11 protein-coding genes are annotated in these 15,510 nt (G+C 44.9%); 1 reads left to right on the top strand and 10 read right to left on the bottom strand.

Translation table 11 applies throughout. The features are described from left to right. Nucleotides 1-71: 71 nt before the first annotated feature. Both hemE and nudC read right to left on the bottom strand, forming a co-directional pair. Nucleotides 72-1,139 carry a uroporphyrinogen decarboxylase gene (hemE, locus tag BCT34_RS06950; RefSeq protein ID WP_076654295.1) on the bottom strand — a complete coding sequence of 356 codons (1,068 nt, stop codon included), beginning with the start codon at nt 1,137-1,139 and terminating at the stop codon, nt 72-74. A gap of 299 nt (nt 1,140-1,438) precedes the next feature. After that, nucleotides 1,439-2,248 carry an NAD(+) diphosphatase gene (nudC, locus tag BCT34_RS06945; protein WP_076654296.1) on the bottom strand — a complete coding sequence of 270 codons (810 nt, stop codon included), beginning with the start codon at nt 2,246-2,248 and terminating at the stop codon, nt 1,439-1,441. Between the two features lie 165 nt (nt 2,249-2,413). On the opposite strand from nudC, the gene BCT34_RS06940 reads away from it, so the two are divergent. After that, the gene (locus BCT34_RS06940) at nt 2,414-2,911 is read left to right on the top strand and encodes an Rsd/AlgQ family anti-sigma factor (RefSeq protein ID WP_017096512.1); all 498 of its coding nucleotides are present in this window, start codon (nt 2,414-2,416) and stop codon (nt 2,909-2,911) included. Between the two features lie 329 nt (nt 2,912-3,240). Here BCT34_RS06940 and rpoC read toward each other — a convergent pair whose 3' ends face one another. The 8 genes from rpoC to secE form a co-directional block, all read right to left on the bottom strand. After that, nucleotides 3,241-7,443 (bottom strand): DNA-directed RNA polymerase subunit beta', encoded by a 4,203-nt coding sequence (rpoC, locus tag BCT34_RS06935; RefSeq protein ID WP_076654297.1) that lies wholly within the window; start codon nt 7,441-7,443, stop codon nt 3,241-3,243. Nucleotides 7,444-7,534: 91 nt separating this feature from the next. Continuing rightward, nucleotides 7,535-11,563 (bottom strand): DNA-directed RNA polymerase subunit beta, encoded by a 4,029-nt coding sequence (gene rpoB, locus BCT34_RS06930; RefSeq protein WP_076654298.1) that lies wholly within the window; start codon nt 11,561-11,563, stop codon nt 7,535-7,537. 235 nt (nt 11,564-11,798) lie between these two features. After that, complete coding sequence (rplL, locus tag BCT34_RS06925) at nt 11,799-12,167, bottom strand: 50S ribosomal protein L7/L12 (RefSeq protein ID WP_017060525.1); 369 nt, start codon at nt 12,165-12,167, stop codon at nt 11,799-11,801. 57 nt (nt 12,168-12,224) lie between these two features. Further along, entirely contained in the window at nt 12,225-12,719 is a 495-nt protein-coding gene (gene rplJ / locus BCT34_RS06920; RefSeq protein ID WP_017060524.1) for a 50S ribosomal protein L10, read from the bottom strand. A 250-nt stretch (nt 12,720-12,969) separates the two neighbouring features. Beyond that, a complete protein-coding gene (gene rplA / locus BCT34_RS06915) occupies nt 12,970-13,674 on the bottom strand; it encodes a 50S ribosomal protein L1 (RefSeq protein ID WP_017631514.1) in 705 nt (234 codons plus the stop codon). Between the two features lie 4 nt (nt 13,675-13,678). Continuing rightward, nucleotides 13,679-14,107 (bottom strand): 50S ribosomal protein L11, encoded by a 429-nt coding sequence (gene rplK, locus BCT34_RS06910; RefSeq protein WP_026084318.1) that lies wholly within the window; start codon nt 14,105-14,107, stop codon nt 13,679-13,681. A 213-nt stretch (nt 14,108-14,320) separates the two neighbouring features. Continuing rightward, nucleotides 14,321-14,869: a transcription termination/antitermination protein NusG gene (gene nusG / locus BCT34_RS06905; protein WP_010435556.1), complete on the bottom strand. Its 549-nt coding sequence runs from the start codon at nt 14,867-14,869 to the stop codon at nt 14,321-14,323. Nucleotides 14,870-14,882: 13 nt separating this feature from the next. Then, on the bottom strand, nt 14,883-15,260 hold the full coding sequence (gene secE, locus BCT34_RS06900; protein ID WP_010435558.1) for a preprotein translocase subunit SecE: 378 nt from the start codon (nt 15,258-15,260) through the stop codon (nt 14,883-14,885). Nucleotides 15,261-15,510: the final 250 nt, after the last annotated feature.

The following is a 15,510-nucleotide window of genomic DNA, read 5'->3' as shown; positions in this document are numbered from 1 at the left end:
GGAAAGCCGCGATGAACCATAAAAAAGCGCTGCCGGTTACCCAGCAGCGCTTTAAATTATCTTTCTCAGAATTACTTATGGTAAGGCTTAGACAGTTCGTGAACAGCGTCAACGAACACACCAGCATTTTCTGGCGGCACATCTAAGTGGATACCGTGGCCTAGGTTAAATACGTGGCCAGTACCAGCATCACCAAAGCCTTCAAGAATAGTCGATACCTCTTCACGGATACGCTCTGGAGAAGCGTAAAGCATTGAAGGATCCATGTTACCTTGTAGAGCAACTTTGTCGCCGATGCGAGCTTTTGCATCTGCGATGTTGATTGTCCAGTCTAGACCAACCGCATCACAACCTGTTGCTGCGATAGACTCAAGCCACATGCCGCCGTTCTTAGTGAACAGAGTAACCGGTACACGGCGACCTTCGTTTTCACGGATTAGGCCATCAACGATTTTGTGCATGTATTGCAGTGAGAATAGGTTGTAGTCACGAGGAGTCAGTACACCACCCCATGTATCAAATACCATTACCGATTGAGCACCCGCTTTAATTTGCGCGTTCAGGTATTCGATAACACTGTCAGCCAGCTTGTCTAGAAGCAGATGCAGCGTTTGTGGTTCTGCGTACATCATCTTCTTGATCTTAGTGAATGCTTTAGAGCTTCCACCTTCAACCATGTATGTCGCTAGAGTCCATGGGCTACCAGAGAAACCAATCAGTGGCACTTCGCCTTTCAGGTCTTTACGGATCTGACGAACGGCATTCATTACGTATTGAAGCTCACCTTCTGGATCAGGTAGGCCAATCTTCTCTACGTCAGCTTTACACGTGATAGGACGCTCAAACTTAGGGCCTTCACCTGTTTCAAAGTACAAACCTAAGCCCATTGCATCAGGGATAGTTAGGATGTCTGAGAACAAGATTGCCGCATCAAGCGGGAAACGACGTAAAGGTTGAAGTGTTACTTCTGATGCCAGTTCAGCGTTTTTGCACAAAGACATGAAATCGCCCGCTTCAGCGCGCGTTGCTTTGTACTCAGGAAGATAGCGGCCAGCTTGGCGCATCATCCATACCGGTGTGTAATCAACAGGCTGTTTTAAAAGTGCGCGTAAATAGCGATCGTTTTTTAATTCGGTCATTCCGTTAAATTCCAATTCAATCTTGTCTAGTTTTGATGGCAAGTATTCTAACACTGATTGAAGGGTAAAAGCTGTGTGCTTTGCAACCTAGATCAAGTTATTAACTTTTAAATCAATGCTTAATTTGCACCCAATTACGGGAGCATGTTAAAAATTTGTTCGCTAGCGAAAATTACAATTATAACATCTGAGTAGTCACTACTCAGCATCTCATAACGACATCTTACTTACCCCCTCCACTTGTGGAGGGTTTTTTTTAGCTTTTGACCACCCATAGGCCAAATACTATCACAGGTAAATTAGTGCTCTAGCATCTGCTCCGTCACACCATATTTCATCACGTCATCAACGGTTTTCTCAATCAACTGTCTCGCAATGGTTCCAACAGGAGCAACATCAGGCAGGCTTGTTACGGCAAACCATTGAGCATCCGATAGCTCGCTGTAGTCAGGCTTAAGCGTACCACCAGCATAATCTGCGAGAAAGCCCATCATCATACTCGATGGAAACGCCCATGGCTGGCTGCCAAAATAACGAATATTATCGACATCGATACCCGTTTCTTCTTTGACTTCTCTTGCCACACACTGCTCTAAGGTTTCTCCGACCTCTAGGAAGCCCGCTATCACGGTATACATGCCTGTTTTATGTCTTGGGTGCTGTGCAAGCAATATTTTGTTGTCGTTTCGTACAGCGACAATGATGCACGGGAAGATACGAGGGTAATGAAGCGTACGGCAATCTCCACACTGCATCACCACCTGGTTATGGTTGAGATGATTACGACCACCACACTGAGGGCAAAAACGCATACTTTGAGTCATATGCCCATATTGGATGGCTTTGCTTGCAGTCAAGAAACTCGCTTCAGGCCAGTGCAGTAACTCTCTTAGGCTGACCATGCTCAGCTCACTCTCCACATCACAATCGTTGAGCCAATACACTTTACGACCTTGATGCTGACCAATGCAGACGGCATGCTCAACACTCAGCCCTAGCTCTTCAGCAGAGCCCAAAGGAAACTGATCATTATTAACCCAAATATCACTACCAGAAACGACGCACCAATAAGCTTGCTCTGTCATTTTGTTATCACTTTTTTTTAACATCCCTATGCCTCATTGCTTGCAGTTCGTTCATTTTACTGGCAATCTAATTTCATACTAGAGTTGTAGCAGAGAATATTTCAAGCTATTACTTTTAGTAGCTACCAATAAAACGGACCCTGCTTAGGCAATTACTTGATCACAAGGTTGTGATCAGATCATGAGGACATGGTCATGCTAAATAAATTCAAACAAATACAAGAACAATGGGGTGGCTCTAATGAGGTCATCGATCATTGGCTCGAAACTCGACAGTCTCTAATCGTTGAGTATTGTAAGCTAGGTGCCTTGCAGCCAGCTAGCAACGGGCAATCAAACGTTGTTGAACTCCCTTCTCCTAAAGAAATAAGCTCATTCTGCGATCATGTTGTCGATTATATCTCAGAGGGTCATTTTAAGATCTACGATATGGTCATGAAAAAATGGCAAGCAACAGGCTTTAAAACCAATGACGAGATTGATACAACTTACGCGAAGATCGTACTTACAACCGAGCCGCTTCTAGAGTTCAATGATAAGTACGTTAAAGTAAATGCAGACGATGAGTTGCCTAACTTCGAAGGAGATATGTCAAAAGTAGGTGAACTACTCGAAGTACGTTTTGAAGTAGAAGATAATCTTATCCAGCTTATTGCAGACAGTTTAGCGATTCCACCAGGCGCTTAGTTAGCCGAATCCTTAATAAGCTTGCCTCTGTGCAAGCTTTTTGTTTTGTCTGTAAGGTTATCCAAACTACCCAGAACCTTTCAGACAGAGCTTACTCGCTCGCCCTGACCTTTAGCCATAAGCATATGGTTACAGCCCTAATCAGCCTAATCAGCTCTACCCTTTATCTTACTGGCCTCAAAGAGCACTCTTCAGGACATAAATCCAACCTCACCAGCTAGATAAGCACACCTATCACTTTATAAGTCATAGCTAATTACCAATACGCCAGATACAAAAAAGGCACCCGAAGGTGCCTTTTCTTATCTCTTAGAGACTACTCGTAGAGCTTACTCTTCTGAAGAGAAACCTGCATTTAGAAGTGCTGCAAGGTTGTCAGTAGCTTGTTCAGCTGATGGACCTTCCTGCTCTTCTTCACGCTTAGCTTGACGCTCTTGGTGGTATGCGAAACCAGTACCAGCTGGGATCAGACGACCAACAATTACGTTCTCTTTCAGACCGCGAAGGTCATCACGCTTACCAGAAACCGCAGCTTCTGTTAGTACGCGAGTCGTTTCTTGGAACGATGCAGCTGAGATGAATGACTCAGTTGCAAGAGATGCTTTAGTAATACCTAGTAGATCACGTTCGAAACGTACTAGTTCTTTACCTTCAGCTTCTAGCTTACGGTTAGCAATCTTCACGTTGTGGTACTCAACTTGTTCGCCAGGTAGGAACTGAGAGTCACCAGAATGTGTGATTGTACACTTACGTAGCATTTGACGAACGATAGTCTCAATGTGCTTATCGTTAATCTTAACGCCTTGTAAGCGGTAAACTTCTTGAACTTCGTTCGCGATGTACTGAGTTACTGCGTGGATACCACGTAGACGCAGGATATCGTGTGGAGTTTCAGGACCGTCGGCGATTACATCACCACGTTCAATCTTCTCACCTTCGAACACGTTCAATTGACGATGCTTAGGAATCATCTCTTCGTAAGTGTCACCACCTTCACGAGTGATTACTAGACGACGCTTACCTTTCGTTTCTTTACCGAAAGACACAGTACCTGTGTGCTCAGCAAGGATCGCAGGCTCTTTAGGCTTACGAGCTTCGAATAGGTCTGCTACGCGTGGTAGACCACCGGTGATATCTTTGTTACCGCCAGATTTCTGAGGGATACGAGATAGTGTGTCACCAATGCCAACTTCAGCGCCATCTTCGATGTTTACAATCGCTTTACCAGGTAGGAAGTAGTGAGCTGGCATATCAGTACCAGGGATCATTACGTCGTTACCTTGCTCATCAACAAGTTTGATAGCTGGACGCATATCTTTACCTGCTGCTGGGCGAGCTGCTGCGTCTGTAACTTCACTTGAAGAAAGACCAGTTAGATCGTCAGTTTGACGAGAAACTGTAATACCATCGATCATATCTACGAATTGGATACGACCTGCCACTTCAGTGATGATTGGCATGGTATGCGCTTCCCAGTTAGCTACAACTTCACCAGCAGTAACTGCTGCGTTGTCGCCTTTGGTTAGCATCGAACCGTAAGGAAGTTTGTGCTTCTCTTTAGTACGGCCGAACTCATCAATAATCGTCATCTCAGATGCACGAGAAGTGATAACCAGTTTCTTATCTTTGTTTACTACGAACTTAGCATTGTGAAGCTTCACAGTACCAGTTGTCTTAGCTTGGATGCTGTTTTCTGCTGCTGCAGTAGATGCCGCACCACCGATGTGGAACGTACGCATCGTTAGCTGTGTACCCGGTTCACCGATAGATTGTGCAGCGATAACACCAACTGCTTCACCTTGGTTTACTAGGTGACCACGTGCTAGGTCACGACCGTAACACTGTGCACAACAACCGAAGTCTGCATCACAGGTAACAACAGAGCGCACTTTCATGCTATCTACTGAGTTGTCTTCCATGATTTGACACCACTTCTCATCAATCAGAGTATTACGTGGAATCAGTACATCTTCAGTACCAGGCTTAAGAACATCTTCAGCAACTACACGACCTAGAGCAAGCTCAGAAAGTGCAACTTTAACGTCACCACCTTCGATGTGAGGCATCATGTCGATACCTTCGTGCGTGCCACAGTCATGTTCGTGTACTACAACGTCTTGAGCAACGTCTACTAGACGACGAGTTAGGTAACCCGAGTTTGCTGTTTTCAGTGCTGTATCCGCAAGACCCTTACGAGCACCGTGCGTTGAGATAAAGTACTGAAGGACGTTTAGACCTTCTTTAAAGTTCGCTGTGATCGGCGTTTCGATGATTGAACCATCTGGACGCGCCATCAGACCACGCATACCTGCTAGCTGACGAATCTGAGCTGCAGAACCACGTGCGCCCGAGTCGGCCATCATGTAGATGCTGTTGAACGATTCTTGCTGTTCTTCTTCGCCGTCACGGTTGATAACTGTTTCAGAAGAAAGGTTATCCATCATCGCTTTCGCAACGCGGTCATTCGTAGATGCCCAGATATCGATAACTTTGTTGTAACGCTCACCCGCAGTAACAAGACCAGATTGGAATTGCTCTTGGATTTCACGAACTTCTTCTTCAGCAGATTCAATTTCATCGTATTTCGCTTGAGGTACAACCATATCGTCGATACCTACAGAAACACCAGAAAGTGCAGCGTATGCAAAACCTGCGTACATGATTTGGTCAGCAAATACTACTGTATCTTTTAGACCAAGCTTACGGTAACACTCGTTAAGAAGAGTAGAGATCTGCTTCTTACCTAACTTTTGGTTAACGATGCTGTACGGTAGGCCAGCTGGAACGATTTGCCATAGCATTGCACGGCCGACAGTTGTATCAACCATCTTCGTTTCAGTAGTGCTGTTACCATCTTCGTCTACTACAGTCTCGGTGATACGTACTTTAACGCGAGCGTGTAGCTCAGCAGTCTTAGTACGGTATGCCTTTTCAGCCTCAGCAGGGCCAGCAAGGTACATACCTTCGCCTTTCACGTTGATCTTGTCACGTGTCATGTAGTAAAGACCCAATACAACGTCCTGAGAAGGTACGATGATCGGATCACCTGACGCTGGCGACAGAATGTTATTCGTCGACATCATCAGAGTACGTGCTTCAAGCTGTGCTTCTAGAGTTAGAGGCACGTGTACCGCCATTTGGTCACCATCGAAGTCGGCGTTGTATGCCGCACACACTAGTGGGTGAAGCTGAATCGCTTTACCTTCGATTAGTACTGGTTCAAACGCTTGGATACCTAGACGGTGAAGTGTAGGTGCACGGTTAAGTAGTACTGGGTGTTCGCGGATTACTTCATCTAGGATATCCCAAACGATAGCTTCTTCGCGCTCTACCATCTTCTTAGCAGCTTTGATTGTCGTAGCCATGCCACGAGTTTCTAGCTTGCTGTAGATGAACGGCTTAAATAGCTCAAGTGCCATCTTCTTAGGAAGACCACACTGATGTAGACGAAGGTATGGACCTACTGTGATTACAGAACGGCCAGAGTAGTCTACACGTTTACCTAGAAGGTTCTGACGGAAACGACCTTGTTTACCCTTGATCATATCAGCAAGAGATTTCAGAGGACGCTTGTTAGAACCAGTGATAGCACGACCACGACGACCGTTATCTAGAAGTGCATCAACAGACTCTTGCAGCATACGTTTTTCGTTACGTACGATGATGTCCGGAGCAGCTAGCTCTAGAAGACGCTTCAAACGGTTGTTACGGTTGATCACACGACGGTAAAGGTCGTTCAGATCTGAAGTCGCAAAACGACCGCCATCTAGTGGTACTAGAGGACGTAGATCTGGCGGCAGAACCGGAAGTACAGTCAGAATCATCCATTGCGGATCGTTACCCGATGCAATGAACGCTTCAACTAACTTCAGGCGCTTAGTAACTTTTTTACGCTTAGTTTCTGAGTTAGTTGTTTCTAACTCTTCGCGCATTTCTTCCACTTCTTGATGAAGGTCCATAGTTGCAAGCAGATCTTTGATCGCTTCAGCACCCATCTTAGCAGTGAATTCGTCACCCCACTCTTCTAGACGATCCAGATACTCTTCTTCAGTAAGCATCTGAGATTTTTCTAGATCAGTCATACCTGGTTCAGTTACTACGTACATTTCGAAGTAAAGAACACGTTCGATATCACGTAGAGGGATATCCATTAGTAGACCGATACGAGACGGCAGTGATTTTAGGAACCAGATGTGAGCAACTGGTGAAGCTAGCTCGATGTGGCCCATACGGTCACGACGAACTTTAGTTTGTGTAACTTCAACGCCACACTTCTCACAGATAACACCACGGTGCTTCAGGCGCTTGTATTTGCCACAAAGACATTCGTAGTCTTTAACTGGACCAAAAATACGTGCACAGAACAGACCATCACGTTCAGGTTTGAACGTACGATAGTTAATTGTTTCCGGCTTTTTAACTTCACCAAAAGACCATGAACGGATCATGTCTGGTGAAGATAGACCGATTTTGATTGCATCAAATTCTTCGGTCTTATGCTGTGCTTTTAGAAAGTTTAATAAGTCTTTCACATTCAGCTCCTGTAAGGAGTTAAAGGAGCTCGCTGCTGTAGCAAGCTCCCTTTTACCAAATAATCCTATCTTCTTTTAAAAAGAGGAGGGATTACTCTTCGTCTTCTAGCTCGATGTTGATACCTAGCGAGCGAATCTCTTTCAACAGTACGTTGAACGACTCAGGCATACCAGGTTCCATGCTATGGTTACCGTCTACGATGTTCTTATACATCTTAGTACGGCCGTTAACGTCATCCGACTTAACTGTTAGCATTTCTTGTAGAGTATATGCTGCACCGTATGCTTCTAGTGCCCATACTTCCATCTCACCGAAACGCTGACCACCGAACTGAGCTTTACCACCAAGTGGTTGCTGAGTTACTAGGCTGTAAGAACCAGTTGAACGAGCGTGCATCTTGTCATCAACCAAGTGGTTCAGTTTCAGCATGTACATGTAACCAACAGTTACAGGACGCTCAAACGAATCACCAGTACGACCATCAAACAGTTTAAGCTGACCAGATTCTGGCAGATCACCCAGTTTAAGTAGTTCTTTGATTAGAGACTCAGAAGCACCATCGAACACAGGAGTAGCAATCGGTAGACCGCCACGTAGGTTCTTGATCAGTGTACGAACTTGATCATCAGACAGTTCAGCAATATCAACTTTCTGACGAGTTTCACCAAGATCATAAACCTTCTGTAGGAACTCACGGAACTTATGCAGTTCTTGTTGTTCCTTAACCATTTGGTTGATCTTGTCACCGATACCTTTCGCAGCCAAACCTAAGTGAACTTCTAGGATCTGACCGATGTTCATACGCGATGGTACACCCAGCGGGTTAAGTACGATGTCTACAGGCTGACCTTTCTCATCGTATGGCATGTCTTCAACAGGGTTAATCTTAGAGATTACACCTTTGTTACCGTGACGACCGGCCATCTTATCACCAGGCTGGATACGACGTTTAACCGCTAGGTAAACTTTAACAATCTTAAGAACGCCAGGCGCTAGATCATCACCTTGAGTGATTTTACGACGCTTAGTTTCAAACTTCTTATCGAAGTCTGCTTTTAGCTCATCCCACTGCTCAGCAAGTTGCTCAAGCTGTGTTTGTAGCGCATCGTCTTCTAGAACTTGCTCTAGCCATTGCTTACGACCGATAGTATCAAGCTTAGCTTCAGAGTAACCACCAGACAGAAGTACAGCTTTAACACGGTTAAGAAGGCCACCCTCAAGAATTTGGAACTCTTCAGTTAGGTCTTTCTTAGCTTCTTTAAGCTGCATCTGTTCGATTTCAAGTGCACGCTTGTCTTTCTCTACGCCATCGCGAGTGAAGACTTGTACATCGATGATAGTACCCGAAACAGAGTTTGGTACACGTAGAGAAGTATCTTTAACATCAGATGCTTTCTCACCGAAGATTGCACGTAGTAGCTTCTCTTCAGGAGTCAGTTGAGTTTCACCTTTAGGGGTTACTTTACCAACTAGGATGTCGCCACCCTTAACTTCAGCACCAATGTAAACGATACCTGACTCGTCTAGTTTAGACAGAGCAGACTCACCTACGTTTGGAATATCAGCTGTGATCTCTTCAGAGCCCAGCTTAGTATCACGAGCCACACAAGATAGTTCTTGGATGTGGATTGTCGTGAAACGGTCTTCTTGAACTACGCGCTCAGATACTAAGATCGAGTCTTCGAAGTTGTAACCGTTCCAAGGCATGAATGCGATACGCATGTTTTGGCCAAGAGCAAGTTCACCAAGGTCTGTTGAAGGACCATCAGCAAGAACATCGCCGCGCGCAACTGGTTCACCAGGAAGTACAGTTGGACGTTGGTTAATACATGTGTTTTGGTTCGAACGCGTGTACTTAGTTAGGTTGTAGATATCGATACCAGCTTCGCCAGGTACCAATTCATCTTCGTTAACCTTAACTACGATACGAGAAGCGTCTACAGACTGAACTTGACCACCACGTTTAGCAACCGCTGTAACACCAGAGTCAACTGCGATGTTACGTTCAATACCAGTACCTACTAGAGGCTTATCAGCCTTAAGTGTTGGTACAGCTTGACGTTGCATGTTGGCACCCATCAATGCACGGTTCGCATCATCGTGTTCTAGGAACGGGATAAGCGAAGCAGCGATAGATACTACTTGGTTTGTCGCAACGTCCATGTAGTCAACGTGATCGCGTGGGTGAAGACCAGATTCACCTTTTTGACGAGCTGTGATTAGCTCATCTGCAAACGTACCTTCTTCAGTAAGAATAGTGTTTGCTTGCGCGATTACGAATTGACCTTCCTGGATTGCAGACAGGTAATCAACTTCTTCTGTTACTACACCATCTACTACACGACGGTACGGAGTTTCTAGGAAACCGTAATCGTTACAACGTGCAAACGCAGATAGCGAGTTAATTAGACCGATGTTTGGACCTTCAGGCGTTTCGATCGGACATAGACGACCGTAGTGAGTTACGTGAACGTCACGTACTTCGAAGCCTGCGCGCTCACGAGTAAGACCACCAGGACCTAAAGCAGAGATACGACGTTTGTGCGTAACTTCTGACAATGGGTTGTTTTGGTCCATGAACTGTGAAAGCTGTGAAGAGCCAAAGAATTCTTTAACTGCAGCAGAGATCGGCTTAGCGTTGATAAGATCTTGAGGCATGATGGCATCAAGGTCACCAAGGCTTAGGCGTTCTTTAACGGCACGTTCTACACGAACTAGACCAACACGGAATTGGTTTTCTGCCATTTCACCTACAGAACGGATACGACGGTTGCCAAGGTGGTCGATATCGTCCACTTCACCAATACCGTTACGGATACCAATCAGTTTCTTCATCACTTCGATGATGTCTGATTCATCCAGAGTACCGCGCTCTTCTTCTTCTTCACGCTCGATAGAGCTGTTGAACTTCATACGGCCTACAGTTGATAGGTCGTAACGTTCTTCAGAGAAGAATAGGCTTTCGAATAGAGACTCTGCAGCTTCTTTCGTTGGTGGCTCGCCAGGACGCATCATGCGGTAGATTTCTACCAATGCTGAGATGCGATCTACTGTGCTATCTGCACGTAGAGTGTCTGACATGAATGGACCGTGATCTAGGTCATTCGTGAACAGAGTTTGTAGAGCCTTGTGGCCTGCTTGAGACAGGTTAGCAAGTGCTTCTAGGCTAATCTCTTGGTTCGCGCCAACGATGATCTCGCCAGTTGCTTCATTGATGTAATCTTTAGATGCAACTTTACCAACGATGTACTCTACTGGTACTTCGATGTGCTCAACGCCATCTTTTTCAAGTTGACGGATATGACGAGCAGTAACACGACGACCAGTCTCAACGTAAGTTTTGCCGTTTGCTTCGATGTCGAATGACGCAGTTTCACCACGTAGACGATCAGGAACCAACTCCATAAGAAGAGTTTGGTCTTTCACTTCGAAGTTCACTTTGTCGAAGAACAGATCTAGGATCTCTTCAGTCGATTTACCAAGTGCACGAAGAATAATCGATGCTGGTAGCTTACGACGACGGTCGATACGTACGAATAAGTTATCCTTAGGATCGAACTCAAAGTCTAACCATGAGCCACGGTAAGGAATTACACGTGCGTTATAAAGAACTTTACCTGATGAGTGGGTCTTACCCTTATCACTGTCGAAGAACACGCCTGGGCTTCGGTGCAGCTGGGATACGATAACCCTCTCGGTACCATTAATTACGAAAGTACCATTGTCTGTCATAAGCGGAATTTCGCCCATGTAGACTTCTTGTTCTTTAATGTCTTTTACAGTACCTGCTGGTGCATCTCGATCAAAGATAACTAGACGTAGTTTTACGCGTAGTGGCTTTGAGTAAGTAACACCGCGGATTTGACATTCTTTAACGTCAAAAACTGGCTCACCAAGACGGTAGCTAACGTATTGCAGCTCAGAATTGCCGTTGTAGCTCTGAATTGGAAATACAGAACGGAAAGCAGCTTCAAGACCGTATTGACCTTCTGGATCCTGTTCGATGAATTTGTCGAAAGAATCAAGCTGGATCGATAACAGGTATGGAATGTCCAAAACTTGTGGACGAGTACCAAAATCCTTACGGATGCGCTTTTTCTCGGTATAAGAGTAAACCATGGGGTTCCTCAGCTCGCTGATAAGTGACCCAAACCACCCAAAACACTCTTCAGAGGGGGTGGTGACAAACAGCTGTTTACTTGTAGTGAACAATCATTTCGAAAAAATGACTGTTTTTTTGCTCGAGTTATGACGGTTAAACAGCGGAAATTTCGTCATAGCCCTACAGCGCAAAAAGGCCGGTGGTTAATAAACCACCAGCCATTAGCCTTGCGGCTATGAAATTAAGTAATAATTACTTGATTTCAACAGAAGCGCCAGCTTCTTCTAGCTGTGCTTTAAGAGCTTCAGCTTCAGCTTTGTCAACGCCTTCTTTAAGCGCTGCAGGAGCTGAGTCTACAAGACCTTTAGCTTCTTTAAGACCTAGGCCAGTTGCGCCACGTACAGCTTTGATAACTTGTACTTTGTTAGCGCCAGCAGCAGTTAGGATTACGTCGAATTCAGTTTGCTCAGCAGCAGCGTCGCCGCCAGCTGCGCCACCAGCTACAACTGCAGCTGCAGCTGAAACGCCGAATTTCTCTTCCATAGCTTCGATAAGCTCAACAACTTGCATTACAGACATTTCTGCAACTGCGTCTAGGATTTGCTCGTTAGTAATAGACATAACAATTCTCTTTTAAGTCAACAATAAGTTTAATTTGCAACCAGTGAAAAGCAAGGCTTAAGCCGCTGCTTCTTCTTTTTGGTCACGTAGTGCAGCGATAGTACGAACCAGCTTGCCAGCAGAAGCTTCTTTCATGCACATCATTAGGCGTGCGATAGCTTCGTCGTAAGTTGGTAGTGTCGCTAGTACTTCAGCATCAGTAACTGCGCCTTCAAATGCAGCAGCTTTGATCTCGAAATCTTTGTTCTCTTTAGCGAAGTCTTTGAAAAGACGCGCTGCAGCACCTGGGTGCTCGTTAGAGAACGCGATCAGAGTTGGACCAGTGAAAGTGTCTACTAGACACTCGTAGTCTGTACCCTGAACCGCACGGCGTGCTAGTGTGTTACGAACAACTTTCATGTAAACACCCGCTTCGCGAGCTTGTTTACGTAGAGAAGTCATTGCGCCAACTTCAACGCCACGAGAATCAGCTACAACTGCAGAAAGTGCACCACTGGCAGCTTCGTTGACTTCAGCAACAATTGCTTTTTTGTCTTGAAGATTTAAAGCCATTTGGATTAACCTCTGGTTGTGATTACAGCACTCAATACAAAATGTATTAAGCGTTTACGATGTTATTTAAAAATGAATAAATCCACTTCAAACCACAACATCGCCTACGTAGGTTTTATTAAGCCATCAATAATCTAATGAAAATCGACAGCGCCTACGGTCTTGGGATAGATGACTTCAAATTGCTTTAAAACCACCCAACCACAAATATTAGGCGCAGAAGTATACACTAAATCTGCGCCTAAGCAAATTAGTTTGCTTGAGTATCAAGACTAGCTTGATCAACAGCAACACCAGCACCCATCGTAGTAGAGATGCTTACTTTCTTCAGGTAAGTACCCTTAGCTGAAGAAGGCTTAGCTTTCTTAAGAGCAACTAGAAGTGCTTCTAGGTTCTCTTGAAGCTGGTTAGCTTCGAAAGATGCTTTACCGATAGTAGTGTGGATGATGCCGTTCTTGTCGTTACGGTAACGAACCTGACCAGCTTTAGCGTTCTTAACCGCTTCAGCAACGTTAGGAGTTACAGTACCAACTTTAGGGTTTGGCATAAGGCCGCGTGGACCTAGGATTGTACCTAGTTGACCAACAACACGCATTGCATCTGGAGAAGCAACAACTACGTCGAAGTTCATTTCGCCTTTTTTCACTTGCTCAGCAAGATCTTCCATACCAACGATATCTGCGCCAGCAGCTTTAGCAGCTTCTGCGTTTGCACCTTGAGTGAAAACAGCAACGCGGATGTCACGGCCAGTACCGTGAGGTAGCACAGTTGCGCCACGAACGTTTTGGTCAGATTTACGAGCATCGATGCCTAGGTTAACAGCAACGTCTACAGACTCAACGAATTTAGCAGTCGCTAGTTCTTTAAGAAGAGCAACAGCTTCGTTGATTTCGTATTCTTTAGTTGAGTCAACTTTGTCGCGGATTACGCGCATACGCTTAGTAAGTTTTGCCATGATCTTATCCCTCTACCACTAGGCCCATTGAACGAGCAGTACCAGCAATAGAACGCTTCATTGCTTCGATGTCAGCACCAGTCATATCAGCAGCTTTAGTTTCTGCGATTTCTTGGATTTGAGCGTCAGTTACAGTGCCCACTTTTTCAGTGTTTGGACGACCAGAACCAGACTTAACGCCAGCAGCTTTCTTAAGAAGAACAGCAGCAGGTGGAGTCTTAGTTACGAACGTGAAAGAACGGTCGTTGTAAACAGTAATAACTACTGGAGTAGGTAGACCTTTCTCAACAGATTCTGTTTTTGCGTTGAACGCTTTACAGAATTCCATGATGTTCACGCCGTGTTGACCTAGAGCAGGACCAACCGGTGGACTTGGGTTTGCCATACCAGCTGCAACTTGCAGTTTGATATAAGCTTCAACTTTCTTAGCCATGATATTTCCTAATATTTGGGTACATGCGCCAGCCGTAAGGCGAGCTCCCCATAATTTCAATTAACTCTTTTTTACTTCCACAGAAGCAAAAAGGCGCGAAATTATAATCATAATTCGCGCCTTTAACAACCCTAAAAAGGTGATTTTTTATACTCTTTAACTTTGAACAGCTTATGAACTATTTATCCACAACTTGCTCAAAAGGTATGAGTATTAGTCCAGTTTTTCAACCTGACCAAATTCAAGCTCAACCGGTGTTGCACGACCAAAGATCGATACAGATACCTTAATGCGGCTTTTCTCGTAATCTACTTCTTCAACAGTACCGTTGAAGTCAGCAAATGGACCATCGTTCACACGAACCACTTCACCCGCTTCGAACATTGTCTTAGGACGCGGAGACTCGCTCGCTTTCTCTAGACGGTTCAAGATAGCATCAGCTTCTTTATCAGTGATTGGTGCAGGACGATCAGAGGTACCACCAATGAAGCCCATAACACGCGGAATGCTGCGTACTAAGTGCCATGATTCATCATTCATGATCATTTGAACTAATACGTAGCCAGGGAAGAATTTACGTTCACTTTTACGACGTTGGCCTGCACGCATTTCCACTACTTCTTCAGTAGGTACTAGCACATCGCCAAATAGTTCTTCCATGTTGTGCATTTTAATATGCTCGCGTAGCGACTGTGCAACACGACCTTCAAAGCCAGAAAAGGCTTGAACTACATACCAACGTTTTTTTGGAGCTTCACTCATGAATCAGAACCCTCTACACCCCAGTTGCTAGAGAAACTAGACGGACCATAATGCCGTCAATTCCCCAAAGCACTAGAGACATAACAATACATACAGCTAAAACGATCAATGTAGTTTGCATAGTTTCTTGGCGAGTAGGCCAAACAACTTTACGAATCTCCATACGAGATTCTTTTGCAAAATCGATCGCAGCTTTACCTTTAGTTGTTGTTGCTGCAACGCCTAGTGCGGCAGCAATCAGCACAACTACACCTGCAGCGCGAATTACAACAGACAATTCACCATACAGGTAATTACCCACAACAGCAGCAGCCAACAGAACAAAAGCGACAATCCACTTCATTGTATCTGCTGCACCTGAGCTATCAGGAGTTTCAGCGTTTGCTTTCATAAAACCAACCTGTGATAAGTCTTAAATATAGACGACAATAACCCCGCTGTTGCAGGGCACATTCCTTTGCGTTGCAAAACAACACATCTAACAGTCATTTTAGTCAAAAAGACCGTTTAATTCTTTGCTAAGAGCAAAAATCGATGTCAAAACATCCAACTCTTTTTTTAGCGCAGAAAAAGGGCATCAAATGATGCCCTTTTTACTAGTGGTTCGTCAAATCTTATGCAAAGATTTTAGCTACAACACC

Source organism: Vibrio sp. 10N.261.45.E2, assembly GCF_002875705.1.
GTDB lineage: Bacteria > Pseudomonadota > Gammaproteobacteria > Enterobacterales > Vibrionaceae > Vibrio.
This window is presented reverse-complemented; position numbering and strand designations above follow the sequence as displayed.

Coding starts and splice junctions, on each gene's coding strand:
- hemE (WP_076654295.1), bottom strand. CDS start 1,139: ATGACCGAATTAAAAAACGATCGCTATTTACGCGCACTTTTAAAACAG.
- nudC (WP_076654296.1), bottom strand. CDS start 2,248: ATGTTAAAAAAAAGTGATAACAAAATGACAGAGCAAGCTTATTGGTGC.
- BCT34_RS06940 (WP_017096512.1), top strand. CDS start 2,414: ATGGTCATGCTAAATAAATTCAAACAAATACAAGAACAATGGGGTGGC.
- rpoB (WP_076654298.1), bottom strand. CDS start 11,563: ATGGTTTACTCTTATACCGAGAAAAAGCGCATCCGTAAGGATTTTGGT.
- rplL (WP_017060525.1), bottom strand. CDS start 12,167: ATGTCTATTACTAACGAGCAAATCCTAGACGCAGTTGCAGAAATGTCT.
- rplJ (WP_017060524.1), bottom strand. CDS start 12,719: ATGGCTTTAAATCTTCAAGACAAAAAAGCAATTGTTGCTGAAGTCAAC.
- rplA (WP_017631514.1), bottom strand. CDS start 13,674: ATGGCAAAACTTACTAAGCGTATGCGCGTAATCCGCGACAAAGTTGAC.
- rplK (WP_026084318.1), bottom strand. CDS start 14,107: ATGGCTAAGAAAGTTGAAGCTTATATCAAACTGCAAGTTGCAGCTGGT.
- nusG (WP_010435556.1), bottom strand. CDS start 14,869: ATGAGTGAAGCTCCAAAAAAACGTTGGTATGTAGTTCAAGCCTTTTCT.
- secE (WP_010435558.1), bottom strand. CDS start 15,260: ATGAAAGCAAACGCTGAAACTCCTGATAGCTCAGGTGCAGCAGATACA.